Raw genomic sequence first — 15781 nt, forward strand, 5'->3', positions numbered from 1 at the left:
AACGCGTGAAAAGTCCGGTTCCGCACGGACCCTTCTGACCCGGATCGGACGGGCCATGATTTCCTGGTGAGGTGACCCGGACCGTAACCACCGACGTCGACGGCGCAGTCGCGGCCAGATCGCAGCACCGCCTGGCCCTGCGGAAGTCACTCGCCCGCCTGTCCGTCCGCCCGCGGTCGCTGCTGATTCTCGCGGTCATTCCGCTGGTCGCGATCGGGTACGGCATCTGGGGCTGGCAGCACGACTGGGTGCTCGGCGTCGACAGCGCGGTCTACCGGGCCGGCGCGCTCACGCTGCTGCACGGCGACTCCCTCTACGACGCGAACACGCTGGCCCCCGAGCCGTGGTGGGCGCTGCTGCCGTTCACCTACCCGCCGACGGCCGCGCTGATCTTCGTGCCGCTCGCGGCGTTCCCGACGCAGATTTCCTGGGGCCTGATCACCGCGATCTCGCTGGCTGCGATGGCGCTGTCGATCCGGATCGCGATCGGCGCCCTGCCCCGCCCGTCCGCCGACGGCCCGCGCTGGTGGGCCTCGCCCGCCCGCTCGACCATCGTGTTCTTCCTGGTCTTCCTCGGTCTCGAGCCGGTGTGGCGGACGATCTTCCTCGGCCAGATCAACCTGGTCCTGATGGCCATGATCCTGCTGGACATGCTGGTCATCGGCGCGCAGGGGAGCCGCTGGGGCGGCGTGCTGGTCGGCGTCGCGGCGGCGATCAAGCTGACGCCGCTGGTCTTCCTCGGGCACCTGTTCATCACCGGCCGCCGCAAGGACGCGCTTCGCGGGCTCGCGACGTTCGTCGTCCTCCAGGGCCTGATGTTCCTGATCAACGCCCACGACGCGGCCAAGTACTGGACCGTCACGCTGCCGGACACCGGCCGGATCGGGCCGGTGCACTGGGCGGGCAACCAGTCGCTGAACGCGCTGATGAACCGGGCCACCGACCTCGCGCCGTGGGCGTCGAAGGCGGCGATGGGCATCGGGCTCCTGCTCGCGATCCCGGCGCTGTGGCTGCTCATGCGGTTCCACCGCAAGGGCCAGGCGCTGGCCGCGGTGCTGGTCACCGCGTTCTGGACGCTGCTGATCTCGCCGATCTCGTGGACGCACCACTGGGTGTGGGTGATCCCGCTGATCGTGCTGCTGGTGTCGCGGCTGCCGAAGACCACCCCGAAGACGGCGTGGAAGCGCTGGGTCGGGACCGGTCTGGTCGCGTTCGTGTTCGTCAGCTGCGTGCTGCTGATCCTGCCGAACGGCCGCAACGTCGAGCTGCACTGGAAGGTGTGGCAGAACATCCTGGGGGACGCCTACATCCTGATGCCGGTCGTGCTGGCCGCGGCGCTGATCCTGCGCTGGGGCCTGCAGCGGCGGGCCAGGAAGAAGGCCGCGCCGGACGAGCATGTCGACGTCGCGACCGGCGTCTGAGGCGCGCGCCGGCTGGTTCTTCGCCGGGGGGATCGCGCTTCTCGTCCTCGGTTTCGGTGTCGTCGTCTGGCTGGCCGGGTGGCACCTCGGCGCGGACAGCGCCGTGTACCGCGCCGGGGCGCTGACGCTGCTGCACGGCGACCCGCTCTACACGCGGGACGTGCTGGTCGCGCTGCCCGACTGGGTGCGGCTGCCGTTCACCTACACGCCGGCCGCCGCGCCGCTGTTCCTGCCGCTCGCGCTGGTGCCGTCGGGCCTGGTGTGGGGCGTGATCGCGTTTTTGTCGGTGGTCGCCCTTATGGTCGTGATCACGGTGGTTTCGTCGTCGCCGGGGGGCTCGTCGCTTCTGGGAAGAAGCTGGTGGGCGCTGCCGGCGGGAACGGCCATCGCGCTGGCGCTGGAACCGGTGTGGAAGACGCTGTTCCTGGGCCAGATCAACTTGATACTGATGGCGTTCGTGGTGCTGGACGTCCTGGTGCTCTCGTCGCGCGGGTCGCGCTGGGCGGGCGTGCTGATCGGCGTGGCGGCGGCGATCAAGCTGACCCCGCTGATCTTCGTGCCGCACCTGTTCTTCACGGGGAAGTGGAAGGACGGGCTGCGGGCCCTGGGCACGTTCGTGGCGCTCGAAGCGGTGATGTTCGCGGTCATCCCGGTCGACGCGGCGCGGTTCTGGCGGGATTCGGCGACCGACCCGAGCCGGGTCGGGTCGGTGCACTGGATCTTCAACCAGTCGCTCAACGGGCTGGTCAACCGGGCTACCCACCTCGCGCCCTGGTCGCTGGTGGTGGCGGCCGGGGTGGCGGCGGTGCTCGCCGTGCCGGCGGTGTGGCTGGTCGTGCGGCTGCACCGGCGCGGTGAGGACGCGGCGGCCCTGCTCGTGACGGCGTTCTACGGGTTGCTGCTGTCGCCGGTGTCGTGGTCGCACCACTGGGTGTGGTGCGTGCCCTTGCTCACGCTGCTGGTGGTGAAGGCGCGGTGGTGGGCCGCGGCGGCGGTCGCGCTGCTGTTCGTCTCGCAGATCGTGATGCTCGTGCCCAACGGCGGCGACACGGAGTTCGGCTGGGGCCTGGGCTGGTCGGTCCTCGGCAACGTCTACGTGCTCGCGGCGGCGGGTGGGATCCTCGGCCTGGCGGCGCGTGAGCTACGCCTGGTCCGGCGGTCACCGCAGGTCGTCACCGTTTAGTCTGAGCGGGCTATGGACAAACACACCGGTCTGCCCGTCGTGGGCATGGTGGGCGGCGGTCAGCTGGCCCGGATGACCCACCAGGCGGCGATCTCCCTCGGCCAGTCCCTGCGCGTGCTCGCCGCGGGGGAGAACGAAGCCGCGGGGCTCGTCGCGGGTGACGTCGTGCTGGGGCACCACACCGACCTCGACGCGCTGCGGAAGTTCGCGGCGTCGGTCGACGTGGTCACGTTCGACCACGAGCACGTGCCGGGTGAGCACCTGCTGACGCTGGCGATGGAGGGCTACCTCATCCGGCCGGCGCCGTCGGCGCTCGGTTTCGCGCAGAACAAGCTGGTGATGCGCGAGATGATGGCGGGCCTCGGCGTGCCGGGCCCGGCCTTCGCCGAGGTGTCCACTGTGGACGACGTGGTGCAGTTCGGCGGCGAGCACGGCTGGCCGGTCGTGCTCAAGGCGTCGAGCGGCGGGTACGACGGCCGCGGCGTCTGGATGCTGGACACCGCGCGGCACGCCCGCGAGACCGTGCCGGAGCTGCTGGAAGCGGGCACTCCGCTGCTGGTCGAGGAGAAGGTGGCGATGCGGCGGGAGCTGGCCGCGCTCGTCGCCCGCTCGCCCTTCGGCCAGGGCGCGGCGTACCCGGTGGTCGAGACGGTGCAGACCGGCGGGATCAACACCGAGGTGCTGGCCCCCGCGCCGGGGCTCGCGCCGGAGCGCGTGCACGAGGCGCAGGACCTGGCGCTGCGGGTCGCGTCGACGCTGGACGTCACCGGGCTGCTCGCGGTCGAGCTGTTCGAGACCGACACCGGGCTGCTGGTGAACGAGCTGGCCATGCGCCCGCACAACTCCGGGCACTGGACCATGGACGGTGCGCGCACGTCGCAGTTCGAGCAGCACCTGCGGGCGGTGCTCGACTACCCGCTGGGCCGGACGGACCTGGTCGCGCCGGCGTGCGTGATGGCGAACGTGCTAGGCGCGCCGGAGCTGCCCGAGATGGGGCCGGACGAACGGCTGCACCACCTGTTCGCGCGGTACCCCGAGGCGCGGGTGCACCTCTACGGCAAGCAGGAGCGGCCGGGGCGCAAGCTCGGGCACGTCAACTTCACCGGCGAGCGCATGGACGACCTGCGCAACCGCGCGCTGCTGTCGGCGCACTGGCTGTCCCACGCCGTCTGGCTCGACGGCTACGAAATCCACTAGGAGATCAGGTATGGCGCCGCAGGTGGGCGTGATCATGGGCAGCGACTCGGACTGGCCGACCCTGGAGGCGGCCGGTGCGGCGCTGGACGAGTTCGGCGTCGAGTACGAGGTCGGCGTCTACTCGGCGCACCGCACCCCGCAGCGCATGCTGGACTACGCGACGTCGGCGGTGGCCCGCGGCGTCCGCGTGATCATCGCGGGTGCGGGCGGTGCGGCCCACCTGCCGGGCATGGTCGCCTCGGCGACGGTGCTGCCGGTGATCGGCGTCCCGGTCCCGCTGAAGTACCTGGACGGCCTGGACTCGCTGCTGTCGATCGTGCAGATGCCGGCGGGTGTCCCGGTGGCGACGGTGTCGGTGGGCGGCGCGCGCAACGCCGGCCTGCTGGCGGTCCGCATCCTGGCGGCGTCGGACGAGGGCCTGCGCTCGAAGATGGCGAAGTTCCAGCAGGACCTGGAGAAGCTGGTCCTGGACAAGGACGCGGCCCTGCGGGCGAAGACCGGCCACTAGCGTCACCACGGCACGGTCTTGCCCTCGCGGTCCAGGAACTCGAGGCCGGGCCGGTCCCGCTTCGCGAGCAGGACGTCGACGATCTTCGGGACGGTTTCCTCCATGGTGAACGGCGCGTCCGGCCCGCCCAGGGCCGTGCGGATCCAGCCGGGGGCCACGAGGGCCAGCGCGCGGCCGGTTTCGGCCTGCCGGGCGGCGAAGCTGCGCATCAACATGTTCAGCGCCGCCTTGCTGCCGCGGTAGACCTCGCGCGAGCCGGCCGTGTTGTTCGTGATGCTGCCCTGGCCGGAGGACATCGCGCCGATGAGCCCGTCGGCGGGCACGAGGTCCTGGAGCGCTTCGATGACGCGCATCGGGCTGAGCGCGTTGGTGACCATGACGTCGACGAAGTCGGCGGTCGACACTTCGCCGATCGGGGTCGCCGGGTTGTTCGTGGTGCCCGCGTTGACGAAGAGCACGTCGAGCCGGCGGCCGGCGAGCCGCTCGCGCAGGGGCGGCAGCTGATCGGGCTCGGTGATGTCGAGGTGCTCGACCTCGACGCGCCCGTCCGACGCGTCGGCGAGGTCGTGCAGGGGTGTCCGGGCGGCCGGGTCGCGGACCGTGCCGATCACGTGCCACCCGCGGGCGGAGAGCTCGGCGGCGATCGCGTGCCCGAGGCCGCGCGACGCTCCGATGATGAGGGCGGTCTCCATGGCTGTTCCCTTCGGTCGGTTGCGTCTCCGAGTCTGTTCGCTCGGTCGTCGGTCGCGCCCGTCCGGACGGCGGATCCGTAGGATTGCCTCGATGAGAGGAGCATCGATGGCCGAATCCGTCAATGTGGGGCCCGACGATGTGCGTCTCATCCGCGCGCTGCAGATCGCGCCGCGGGCCTCGTTCGCCTCGATCGCGGCCGCGCTCGGCGTCACCGAGAACGCGGTCGGCCGGCGCTACCGGCGGCTTCGCGCCGAGGGCGTCCTCCGCGTTGCGGGCATCGTCGACCCGGGGGCGCTGGGCCAGAGCAAGTGGCTGGTGCGGCTGCGGTGCCGTCCCGGGAGTGTTGCAGCGATCGCCGACGCCCTTGCGAAGCGCGACGACGTCAGCTGGGTGGGGCTGTGCGCCGGGGGCTCGGAGATCGGGTTCGCGGTGCGGTCGCGGACCCGGGAACAGCGGGACGACCTGCTCGGCCAGCAGCTGCCGCGGACCGCGGCCGTCCTCGACATCCACGTGGCCGCGATGCTCCGCCAGTTCGTCGGCGGCCGCGGGCACTACTGGGCCGCGCTGCGGGGCACGCTGACCCCCGAGCAGGAAGCGCTGCTCGGGACCGGCGAGTCGCCGTTCACCGAAGCCCCGGTCGTGGCCCGCGAGCCCGTACAGCTCGCCGCCGAGGACGAAAAGCTGCTCGACGTCCTGGCCGCGGACGGCCGGGCCGCCCTGGTGGACCTCGCCGCGGCGGCGGACCTGACGCCCGGCCGCGCCGCACGCCGCCTGGAGACGCTGATCCGGCTGCGCGTCGTCCACATCGACGTCGAGATCGCGGCCGTGGCGCTCGGCTACCACGCCCGGGCGAACCTCTGGCTGCGCGTGCACCCGTCGGCGGTCAAGGACGTCGGGCGCACGCTCGCGCAGAAGCCGGAAATCGCCTTCGCCGCGGCGGTTTCCGGGCCGTACAACCTCCACGCCGTCGCGCACTGCCGGGACCTCGACGAGCTGTTCGAGTTCACCTCGGACCGGATCGGCTCGCTGCCCGGGCTGCAGAGCATGGAGGTCTCGCCGCTGCTCAAGCACGTCAAGCAGGCCGGCACGCGCCTGTCCGGCGACCGGCTAGCCGGGCAGCTCGCCGATCAGCTGCTGCCGTAGCTCCCGCTTGAGCACCTTCCCGGCGGCGGACACCGGGATCTGTTCGACCACGTGGATCTCCCGCAACCGCTTGTAGGGCAGCACCTTCTCGTTGACCGCGGCCATCAGCTCGTCGGCGTCCAGCTCGCCGCGGGGGACCACGAACGCCACCGGCAGCTCGCCGACCTCGGTGTCGGGCCGGCCCACCACGGCCGCCGCCGCGACGCCGGGCATCGTGATCAGCAGCTCCTCCAGCTCGCGCGGGAAGACGTTGTACCCCTTGTACAGCAGCATGTCCTTCTTGCGGTCCACGATGGACAGGTAGCCGTCGGCGTCGAGGATGCCGACGTCGCCGGTGTGGAGCCAGCCGTCGACCAGGGCGGCCGCCGTCTCCTCCGGGCGGTTGCGGTAGCCCAGCATGATCTGCGGCCCGCGCAGGCAGACCTCGCCCTTCTCGCCCGCCGGGAGCGGGTCTTCGCCGCCCTCGGCCGGGACGACCTTGACCTCGGTGTCGAAGATCGGCACGCCGACCGAGCCGACCTTGCGCGTGCCCGAGGCGTACGTCGGCGAGATCACCGCACCCATCGTCGCCTCGGTGAGGCCGTAGCCCTCGCTGACCACCACGCCGGGGAACCGCTCGCGCAGCGCGTTGATCATCGCGTGGTTCATCGGCGCGGCCCCGGAGCCGATCGCGCGCACCGACGAGAGGTCCGCGGTGTGGAACGACGGCGTCGCGAGCAGGGCGGCGAACAGCGCGGGCGCGCCGCCGATGCCGGTGATGCGCAGCCGCTCGGCGTCGGCGACGTAGGCCGGCGGGTCGAAACGCGAGTGCAGCACGATCGTCGTGCCGGCGATCACCGCCGCGTTCATCCCGCCGATGATGCCCATCGCGTGGAACCACGGCGTCAGGTTGATCGCGACGCCGGTGCCCAGGCGCGTCGGCCACTCGTCCTCGCTGCCGACCTGGTCGATCGTGACGTCGCCGTGGGCGTCGAGCGCCGGCACCGAGCCGCTGCCCCAGCACGAGTGCTGCAGCGTGTTGACCACGACGTTGCGGTGCGTCAGCCGCACGCCCTTCGACCGGCCGGTGGTGCCGCCGGTGTAGGCGAGGTGCGCGAGGTCGTCGTGGATCGCGATGTCGACGTCGGGCCGCTCCGCCGGCTGGCCGGCCTGGAACGCCTCGAACTCGACGGCGCCCTCGGGCAGGTCGCCGGCGGGGCTGACGACGACGGTGAGCCGCGCCGGGACCCGGTCGGCGACGCTCGCCAGCACCCCGGCGACCGGCCCGAACGTCACGACCGCCGCGGCCTCGCAGTCGGCGAGCTGGAAGGCGAGGTCGTCCGGCGGGAGCAGCGGGTTGGCCGGGCTGAACGTCGCCCCGGCCAGCAGCGTGCCGTAGTAGGCGACCGGGAAGGCCAGGCAGTTCGGCAGGTGCAGCGCCACGACGTCACCCCGGCCGATGCCCTGCGCCCGCAGCGCGTGGGCGAAGCGGCAGGCCGCGCGGTAGGTCTCGGTGAAGGTGAGGCTGCGGCCGTCGTGGGCGAAGGCGGTCCGGTCACCCCAGCGGGTGGCGCCCGCGGCGATGAGGGAACCGACCGGGGCTTCGGGGTAGTCGAGGGAGGCGGGCAAACCGGGCGGCGTCGTCGGCGCGGTGAGCGGCATCACTCGACGGTACGAGTTCTGCGGTCAACGACACAAGGACGAGGGCGGACGCGTGCAGTGAACGAGCGCTAACATCGACGGAACCCTCCCGACGTCGTAGAGAAGGTGACCGGAAGTGACCGACGGCCTGTACCAGCTTGCCGAGGAGCACGAGGAGCTGCGGGCCGCGGTCCGGGCTCTGGCCGAGAAGGAGATCGCGCCGTACGCGGCCGAGGTCGACGAGAACGAGCGCTACCCGATCGAGGCGTACAACGCGCTGGTCAAGTCCGGGTTCAACGCCGTCCACATCGGCGAGGAGTACGACGGCCAGGGCGCGGACGCCGTGGGCGCCTGCATCGTGATCGAGGAGGTCGCGCGGGTCGACGCGTCGGCGTCGCTGATCCCGGCGGTGAACAAGCTCGGCACGCAGCCGATCATTCTGTCCGGCTCGGAGAGCGTGAAGAAGCTCGTGCTGCCCTCGATCGCATCGGGCGAGGCTTCGGCTTCGTACGCGCTTTCGGAGCGCGAAGCGGGCTCGGACACGGCCTCGATGCGGGCACGCGCCCGGCTCGACGGTGACCACTGGGTCCTCAACGGCACCAAGTGCTGGATCACCAACGCGGGTGAGTCGACCTGGTACACCGTGATGGTCGTGACCGACCCGGACGCGGAGAAGAAGGCCAACGGCATCTCGGCGTTCGTCGTGCACAAGGACGATCCGGGCTTCTCGGTGGGCCCGAAGGAGAAGAAGCTCGGCATCAAGGGTTCCCCGACGCGCGAGATCTACTTCGAGAACTGCACGATCCCGGAGGACCGCATCATCGGTGAGCCCGGTACCGGCCTGAAGACGGCGCTGCGGACGCTCGACCACACGCGTCCGACGATCGGGGCGCAGGCGCTGGGCATCGCCCAGGGTGCGCTCGATGCGGCGGTGGCTTATGTGAAGGACCGCCGGCAGTTCGGCAAGTCGATCTCCGAGTTCCAGGGTGTCCAGTTCATGCTGGCCGACATGGGGACGAAGATCGAGGCTGCTCGGCACCTGGTGTACGCGTCCGCGGCGGCTTCGGAGCGGGGGGACAAGCGGGCCGGGTTCATGGCTTCGGCGGCTAAGACTTACGCGTCGGACATCGCCATGGAGGTGACTACCGACGCGGTTCAGCTCTTTGGTGGGGCTGGGTACACCCGGGACTTCCCCGTTGAGCGGATGATGCGGGATGCCAAGATCACGCAGATTTATGAAGGTACCAACCAGATTCAGAAGGTTGTGATGGCTCGGGCGCTGCTCCGGGGGTAGTGGCTTCTCCGGGCACCCCGACGCCTTCATTGTGACTACGGCCGGCGGTACCGCGTCAAGGCGGGAAAGATGCCTTGACCCGGTGCCGCCGGCCGTGTTTTGGCTTCGGATCGGGGTGCGGGGAGGTCTGGGTTCTCGTCCGCCTGCTTCGCGCTGACCTCTTGCGTGTGTCTGGCCCTGGCGTGCTCGTGTCGGGGTGAAACAAGATCGGCCGGCGAAGCGACTCCCAGGCGACCTGTTACGGGCTGGCGGGAGCAACCCTTGATCGTGACGACTTCTTCGGACGGCTTCGTTCTCGGCATGATTGCGATCATCGTTCTGCTTGCCATTGCGGTGGTTCTGCTGGCGTACATCGCGTTCAAGCTCGGCGGCCGCCCGTGATCCGGCTCGTCTGTTCGAGGCGAGCCACGGCCCCCGGTGGGATCCGCACCGGGGGCCGTGGTGTGCCGGCAACTGCCTGGATCGCCACGTAAAGTGCCCCGTTCCCGTCGAGGGAGCGGCCACCAAGCCGCGGGCCGGAAACGGCCGCACAAAACCTAGCTACCCGTCGCTCATTTTCCCGGACCGCGAAGCCGCGTGACAAGACGCCGTCGGGGTGCGGGTCGGTGGGAGTGGCACTTGGGGCGCGTCCTGTCACTCTTAGCAGGTCAAGCGCCGGAAGAAAATCACTCACTAGGGGGAGTGTCTGGACATGTTACCCGCGCGTTAATAAAGGCGGTGACGCGGATCACCATCGGTTCACAGAGAGGTGAAACGGATGGGCGCAACGACGCGCAGGTGGCTCACGGCGGCCGTCGCTACGGTGGCGGCTCTGACACTGGGGGCCGGGACCGGCCAAGCTGCCGAAAAGGAACCCACCGGGCCCGTGCAGCCCAACATCCTCACAGCCGCCCTCTACTCGCTCGGCGCCCCCACCATCGCGCCGCCCGGGGCCAATGACTGGAACTGCAAGCCCTCCGACAAGCACCCGAACCCCGTGCTGCTCTCCAACGGGACCACCGCCAACGCCTACGAAAACTGGGCCAACCTCTCCCAGAAGCTCGCCAACGCCGGCTACTGCGTCTTCGCCGGGAACTTCGGCGGGGCGCCCGGGAGCTTCCTGCAGACCGTCGGGCCCGTTGCCGATACCGCGAAAGCGCTTGCCGCCTTCGGGGACAAGATCCTTCAGGCCACCGGGGCCGCGAAACTCGACGTCGTCGGGCACTCGCAGGGTGGGATGAACATCCGGTACTGGATCAAGTACCTCGGTGGCGCGGACAAGATCTCGCGGCTCGTCGGGCTTTCGCCGTCCAACCACGGGACCGATCTCTTCGGCCTGCTCAGCACCCTCGAAATGATCCCCGGTGTGCCCGCCGCGCTCGGGACCGTCTGCCAGTCGTGCAACGAACAGGCCGTCGGGTCGGCCTTCCTCACCGACCTCAACGCCGGGGGCGAAACCGTGCCCGGCATCCAGTACACCGTCATCCAGACCCGCTACGACGACGTCGTGACGCCCTACACCAGCGCCTTCCTCGCCGCGGGGCCGAACGTCAAGAACATCCTGCTGCAGAACGTCTGCGGGCTCGACTTCACCGACCACCTCGGCATCACCTACGACCCCGTCGCCCAAGGGCTCGTGCTCAACGCGCTCGACCCGGCCCACGCCAAGACGCCGCCCTGCGTGCCGGTGCCGCCGGTGATCAGCTGAACTTCGCCACATGAGACATAACCCACCGCCGGGGCGGATTTCCGCTCCGGCGGTGTCACGCTCGAAGCATGTACTGGCCGGTTCCGGCGTCCTGGACGCCCCACGACGAAGCCGAGCTGGTCGCCGGCTGGCGGCTGTGGCTCGAACTGTCCGACCGCGCCTGGCCGACGGCCGCCTGGGACGGCACCCCCGCCGGGGCCGTTGCCCAGCTGCGGGAGCTCTTGGCCGCGTGTGACGACATCGAGACGGCCTACCGCGAGACGGCGGGGACGCCCTCGCCCGGGTTCCGGCGGCTGGTGCAGGGCCTCGTCGTCACGGCGGGCACGGCGATCGGGCTCTGGTGGGACGACTTCGACCCGCTCGACGGCGAACGCGCGGCGCTGCTCCACGAGGACCTCGCACGGTTCGCCGAGCAGGCGGAGCAGGTGCTGAAGCTGCTCGCGGCCAACGGCGGCTGGACCGGCCTCGACGCTATCCGGCGCCGGCCCGCCTAAGCCAGCGTCGGGTCGGTGCCGCCGTCGTCGACGGGCAGGAACCGCGTGCCGCCCAGGACGTCGACCAGCGGCTGGTCCAGCGTCAGCTGCCGGTCCGGCCCGAGCTCCCACGCCAGTTCGACGACCTCGTCGACGTGCTGCCGGCGTTCGATCCGGTGCGCGACGTCCGGGCCGTCGAGGGACCACCTGCCGTCGATCGCCATCCGCAGCCGCAGGGTGAGCCGGCCCGGCTCCGGGCTGTGCCAGGCGAAGCGGTGGACGCAGAACGCCGAGCTCCAGCTCGACCAGTACTGCCAGCCCGAACCGTCGGCCCGGAAGCCCAGTTCGGTGTACTCGGTCGAGCCGGGGTGCACCTCAGTCTCCGACCAGTAGCCGACCAGCCGCGCATCCATGCCGGAATCGTCCCATCACGGTGGGCGATTGCGCCGCATGGCCCAACCGGGCGGCGGCCGCGCTGGGTACCCACACAGCATGAATCGGACAGCGGCCACGGCTCAACGCGGCGAAAAGAGCGACACCGCCCAGCTCCTGGGCCGGGCCGGCATGGCCTGTTACGGCCTGGTCCACCTCGTCCTGGCCTACCTCGCCCTGCAGGTCGCCTTCGGCAGCGGTGAGCAGGCCGACCAGAAGGGCGCCCTGCAGGAGATCGGCTCGACGGCGTTCGGGCAGGTCCTGCTCTGGGTGCTCGCCCTCGGCCTGGTCGCCTACGGGCTCTGGCAGTTCCTGATGGCCGCCACGGGCTACACCTGGGTCAGCGGCGGCAAGCGGACGCGCAAGCGGATCGGCGCCGGGGCGCGCGGGGTCGTCGTGATCGCGCTCGGCTTCTCCGCCTTCAAGATCGCCATCGGCAGCGGCAGCGGCGGGTCGAGCAACCAGACCCAGCAGGAGTTCACCGCCAAGCTGCTCGAGCTGCCGTTCGGGCCGGCGCTGGTGGTCATCGCCGCCGCGGCCGTCCTCGGGGTCGCGATCGCGGCCGGGGTCAAGGGCGTGAAGAAGAAGTTCCTCGAAGACCTCGACATGACCGACCTGCCGGGCAAGACCAAGCGCTGGGTCACCTGGCTCGGCATGGCCGGGTACCTCGCCAAGGGCGTCGTCTTCACGATCGTCGCCATCCTCCTCGCCATCGCGGGGTTCAACGCCGACCCGAAGCAGGCCGGCGGACTGGACGCCGCGCTCAAGACGCTCGCCGCCCAGCCCTTCGGCACCGTGCTGCTGACCGTCGTGGCCCTCGGCCTCGCCGCGTTCGGCGCGTACTGCTTCGGCGCGGCCTGGGCGCACAAGCGCTAACGCCGGGCCACCTGCGCGAGGTATTCCTTGCGGTCCAACGGGTTCTCGCCGGTCCGCGGCCGCACCGGCGGCGGGCCGGGGTAGGGCCGGTAGTCGTCGAACTCGCTGAGGAAGACGCCTTCGCCCTGGCTGAGCGCGGGGAGAGCCTGCTCGAACGCGTGGACGTGCTCGGCGGGGATCGTGCCGTGCAGCGTGCACGACGACGGCCCGATGACCGGCTCGCCGGGCACCGCGCGCAGGTCCGCGAGCTTGAGCAGCACCGCGCTGACGGCGTTCGCCGGGATCTCCAGCTCGAAGCGGTGCACCGGCTCGTGCACCCGCGTGCCGGCCTGCTTCAGCGCCGCCATCAGCACCAGTGGCGTCATCTTGCGGAAGTCGCCCGCGGCGCTGAGCGGGCTGAAGAACGCCGTGTGCGTCAGCATGACGGCGACGTCCAGCACCTCCCAGCCGTACAGCCCCTGCTCGAGCGTGGTGTGGACGGTCTCGTCGATGGCCTTGTGGAACGCGAGCGGCAGCGAGCCCAGCTCGACCGAAAGCCCGAACGTGACGCCGGGACCGGGCTCCACCCGCAGCCCGACCGTCGCGAAGAAGTACAGCCGCTGCTCCGGATCCAGCCCCTCGACGGCTTCCCCGCGGCCGATCGGCTTCTCGACGTACAGGGTGCGCGTCCGCTCGAACGTGACGTCGATGCCGGCGCCCTCGGCCAGCATCGAGCGCAGCACCTCCTTCTGCACTTCGCCGTAGAGCCGCACCGAAATGTCGGGCCCGTGGCGGCGGACGTCGATCAACGGGTCCTCTTCGGACAGCCGGGTCAGCGCGGTGAACAACGTCGCGGCCTGCTCGGGGTGGGCCGGCCGCACCACGGTCTCCAGGCTCGGCGGCGCGAACACGCCGTCGCGGGCGGTGCCCGGTGAGCCGAGCCGGTCGCCGATCCGGATCTCCCGCAGCCCGCGCACCCGGGCGACGTCGCCGGCGAGCGCCACCTCGTCGCCGGCGACTTCGAGCGCGGAGACCCGGCCGGTGAGCTCGGTTTCGCCGCGGTAGAAGGAAATCCGCTGGCGCACGGCCAGCGACCCGGAGTGCAGCCGGGCGTAGGCGATCTTCTCCCCGGCGCGGCCGCGGTCGATCTTGAACACCGTCGCGTGCAGGGGTCCGTCGCCGGTGCGCTCGGCGGCCGGGAGCAGCCCGGTCATCGCCGTGACGAGGTCCGCGACGCCGGCGCCGGTGATCGCGGACCCGGACAGCACCGGGTGGACGGTGCCGCGCGCGACCTGCCGGGCCAGCTCGGCACGGCAGGCCGCGGCGTCGACCCGGTCGTCCACATAGGACTCCAGGAACGCGTCGTCGCCGTCGGCCAGGAACTCGGCCAGCTCGTCGGCCGCGGCGTTCAGCGCGATCGCGCGCGGCGACAGCTTCGCGCGGATGTCGTCGAGGAGGTCGCGCGCGCCCATCCGGTCGATCTTGTTGACGAAGATCAGCGCCGGGATGCCGAGCCGGCGCAGGGTGCGCATCAGCACGCGGGTCTGGGCCTGGACGCCTTCGACGGCCGACACCACCAGGACGGCCCCGTCGAGCACCCGCAGCGCGCGCTCGACCTCCGCGATGAAGTCGGAGTGGCCCGGGGTGTCGATCAGGGTGATCCGGGTGTCGCCGGTCGTGAACGAGACGACCGCGGAGCGGATGGTGATGCCGCGACGGCGTTCGAGCTCGAGGGAGTCGGTCTGGGTGTCGCCGCGGTCGACGCTGCCGAGGTGCGTGATGGCGCCCGCCTCGAAGAGCAGGCGCTCGGTCAGGCTGGTCTTACCGGCGTCGACGTGCGCCAGGATCCCGATGTTCAGGGTTTTCACGGTCGCGAGAAGTCCTTTGTGATGCGGGTGACAGGCCGGGCAGGACGGACTGTCGGCGCATCGGGGTCTCCTCACGGTCGTGGACGCAGGTCAGGGCGAAGATAGCCCCGCGGCCGGGGCGCGCGAAACCGAATTTCCGTCCCTGTCGGTTCCCTGTCGATCACCCTCCGGAGCTTCGATCAAGGGTCCCGGGGCCCTAGCTTGGGCCGGGTCAGTTGAAAATTCACCCACCGGGGAGCTGAAACCGGATGTTCGGACGATTCAAGGACGTGGCCCTGCTGCTGGGGAGGATCGGCGTCGCGGTCGTCTTCCTCGCGCACGGCCTCCAGAAGTGGAACAACGGCATCGACGGCACCGCGAAGTTCTTCTCGATGACGGGCATCCCGATGCCCACGGTCGCCGCGGTCTTCGCGATGACCGTCGAAATCCTCGGCTCGATCGCGTTCATCGTCGGGTTCCTGATGCCGCTGGTCGGCATCGGGTACGTCGTGATCTCCGTGGGTGCGCTGCTCTCGGTGCACATCGACAACGGGCTGACCGGCCAGGGCGGCTACGAGCTGGTCCTGGTGCTCGCACTGGCCGGGCTCGCGCTCGGCTTCAACGGCGGCCGGCTTTCGCTCGACCACCTGCTGTGGGGCCGCAAGCGGGCCCGGCGCGACGCCGAGGCCGGCGAGCTGCAGAACGCTTAAGCGGGCAGGTCCGCCGTGGTGCGTTCGGCATCACGGCGGGCTCCCAGCTTCGCCTCGTCCGCGTTGCTCACGTGGACCAGGTGGGCGCCCGCAGCCAAGGGGACGAGCAGGCCGTCGAGGATGCCCTCCGAACCGCTCCAGTCCCGGGTGGACAGCACGCGGTCGTCCGCGGAGAGGCCGAGCTTCGCCGCGCGGGCGCGGGCTTCCGCCAGCACCTCGTCCACAGTGGACTCGAACAGGGCGGCCGTGTCGCCGGGGATCGCGAAGAGCGGGCTGTACTGGTCGCCCGCCAGCCGGGACTCGCTCAGGTAGTCGAACGCGCCGCCGCCCGGCGGCTCGGACAGCCCGCGTCCCATCGGGTCCAGCGTCACGACGGCGGTCGCGGTCGCGCCGGTCGGCTCCGGGTCGTCCGGCCCGACGAACGCCACCCGCGCGCCGGCGCCCTCGGTCACGACGCGCGCCCCGCACCACCACGCGCCGAGCAGCACGCCGACGGTCTGCCAGTGCGCCGGGAGCTGCACGGCCACCGCGTCGCCCGGTTCGACGTCGAACTCCTCGGTCAGCCAGTTGGCCGTTTTGGCCGCCCAGTTGGCGGTCGTCGCCACGGACAGCTCGACGCGGCTGCCCAGCTGGTCGTCGTAATGGGTGATCAACGGTTTCGCGGGCGAGGCCAGCAGCGGGCGCAGCAGCTCGTCGGTCAGGCTCATGCGGAAAAGCC

At 71.0% G+C, this 15781-nt stretch carries 15 protein-coding genes; 10 read left to right on the forward strand and 5 right to left on the reverse strand.

Annotated elements, in window-relative coordinates:
- Nucleotides 1-71 precede the first annotated feature (71 nt).
- The 4 genes from QSK39_RS37805 to purE are packed head-to-tail and all read left to right on the forward strand — an operon-like array spanning nt 72 to nt 4309.
- Nucleotides 72-1421 (forward strand): glycosyltransferase 87 family protein, encoded by a 1350-nt coding sequence (locus tag QSK39_RS37805; protein ID WP_285482606.1) that lies wholly within the window; start codon nt 72-74, stop codon nt 1419-1421.
- Entirely contained in the window at nt 1396-2604 is a 1209-nt protein-coding gene (locus QSK39_RS37810) for a glycosyltransferase 87 family protein (protein WP_285482607.1), read from the forward strand. The genes QSK39_RS37805 and QSK39_RS37810 overlap by 26 nt, the downstream gene beginning before the upstream one ends.
- Nucleotides 2605-2616: 12 nt before the next feature.
- Nucleotides 2617-3801, forward strand: a complete 1185-nt coding sequence (locus QSK39_RS37815) for a 5-(carboxyamino)imidazole ribonucleotide synthase (protein WP_285482608.1) — start codon at nt 2617-2619, stop codon at nt 3799-3801.
- Nucleotides 3802-3811: 10 nt separating this feature from the next.
- Nucleotides 3812-4309, forward strand: coding sequence for a 5-(carboxyamino)imidazole ribonucleotide mutase (gene purE, locus QSK39_RS37820; protein WP_284748473.1), 498 nt, complete (start codon nt 3812-3814; stop codon nt 4307-4309).
- Between the two features lie 2 nt (nt 4310-4311).
- Here purE and QSK39_RS37825 read toward each other — a convergent pair whose 3' ends face one another.
- On the reverse strand, nt 4312-5001 hold the full coding sequence (locus tag QSK39_RS37825) for an SDR family oxidoreductase (RefSeq protein ID WP_285482609.1): 690 nt from the start codon (nt 4999-5001) through the stop codon (nt 4312-4314).
- Between the two features lie 106 nt (nt 5002-5107).
- Here QSK39_RS37825 and QSK39_RS37830 point away from each other — a divergent pair, with 106 nt between their 5' ends.
- On the forward strand, nt 5108-6145 hold the full coding sequence (locus QSK39_RS37830) for an Lrp/AsnC family transcriptional regulator (protein ID WP_285482610.1): 1038 nt from the start codon (nt 5108-5110) through the stop codon (nt 6143-6145).
- On the opposite strand, the gene QSK39_RS37835 is transcribed toward QSK39_RS37830, so the two are convergent.
- Nucleotides 6110-7786, reverse strand: coding sequence for a class I adenylate-forming enzyme family protein (locus QSK39_RS37835; protein ID WP_285482611.1), 1677 nt, complete (start codon nt 7784-7786; stop codon nt 6110-6112). The two genes, QSK39_RS37830 and QSK39_RS37835, sit on opposite strands and share 36 nt — an antisense overlap.
- 115 nt (nt 7787-7901) lie before the next feature.
- On the opposite strand from QSK39_RS37835, the gene QSK39_RS37840 reads away from it, so the two are divergent.
- From QSK39_RS37840 to QSK39_RS37850, 3 genes are all read left to right on the forward strand, one after another.
- Nucleotides 7902-9059 carry an acyl-CoA dehydrogenase family protein gene (locus tag QSK39_RS37840; RefSeq protein ID WP_285482612.1) on the forward strand — a complete coding sequence of 386 codons (1158 nt, stop codon included), beginning with the start codon at nt 7902-7904 and terminating at the stop codon, nt 9057-9059.
- Nucleotides 9060-9816: 757 nt separating this feature from the next.
- A complete protein-coding gene (locus tag QSK39_RS37845) occupies nt 9817-10746 on the forward strand; it encodes an esterase/lipase family protein (RefSeq protein ID WP_285482613.1) in 930 nt (309 codons plus the stop codon).
- Between the two features lie 68 nt (nt 10747-10814).
- Complete coding sequence (locus QSK39_RS37850) at nt 10815-11240, forward strand: hypothetical protein (protein ID WP_285482614.1); 426 nt, start codon at nt 10815-10817, stop codon at nt 11238-11240.
- Here the strand turns inward: QSK39_RS37850 and QSK39_RS37855 are convergent.
- Nucleotides 11237-11632, reverse strand: coding sequence for a hypothetical protein (locus QSK39_RS37855; RefSeq protein WP_285482615.1), 396 nt, complete (start codon nt 11630-11632; stop codon nt 11237-11239). The genes QSK39_RS37850 and QSK39_RS37855 overlap by 4 nt on opposite strands.
- Before the next feature lie 79 nt (nt 11633-11711).
- Between QSK39_RS37855 and QSK39_RS37860 the strand changes: the two genes are divergently transcribed.
- Entirely contained in the window at nt 11712-12527 is an 816-nt protein-coding gene (locus QSK39_RS37860) for a DUF1206 domain-containing protein (RefSeq protein WP_285482616.1), read from the forward strand.
- Here QSK39_RS37860 and QSK39_RS37865 read toward each other — a convergent pair.
- Nucleotides 12524-14374: an elongation factor G gene (locus tag QSK39_RS37865; protein ID WP_285482617.1), complete on the reverse strand. Its 1851-nt coding sequence runs from the start codon at nt 14372-14374 to the stop codon at nt 12524-12526. The genes QSK39_RS37860 and QSK39_RS37865 overlap by 4 nt on opposite strands.
- A 248-nt stretch (nt 14375-14622) precedes the next feature.
- On the opposite strand from QSK39_RS37865, the gene QSK39_RS37870 reads away from it, so the two are divergent.
- On the forward strand, nt 14623-15063 hold the full coding sequence (locus QSK39_RS37870) for a DoxX family protein (protein ID WP_285482618.1): 441 nt from the start codon (nt 14623-14625) through the stop codon (nt 15061-15063).
- Here QSK39_RS37870 and QSK39_RS37875 read toward each other — a convergent pair.
- The gene (locus QSK39_RS37875) at nt 15060-15770 is read right to left on the reverse strand and encodes a TIGR03089 family protein (RefSeq protein ID WP_285482619.1); all 711 of its coding nucleotides are present in this window, start codon (nt 15768-15770) and stop codon (nt 15060-15062) included. The genes QSK39_RS37870 and QSK39_RS37875 overlap by 4 nt on opposite strands.
- Nucleotides 15771-15781 lie beyond the last annotated feature (11 nt).

Source organism: Amycolatopsis sp. NBRC 101858, from assembly GCF_030269325.1.
GTDB lineage: Bacteria > Actinomycetota > Actinomycetes > Mycobacteriales > Pseudonocardiaceae > Amycolatopsis > Amycolatopsis ponsaeliensis.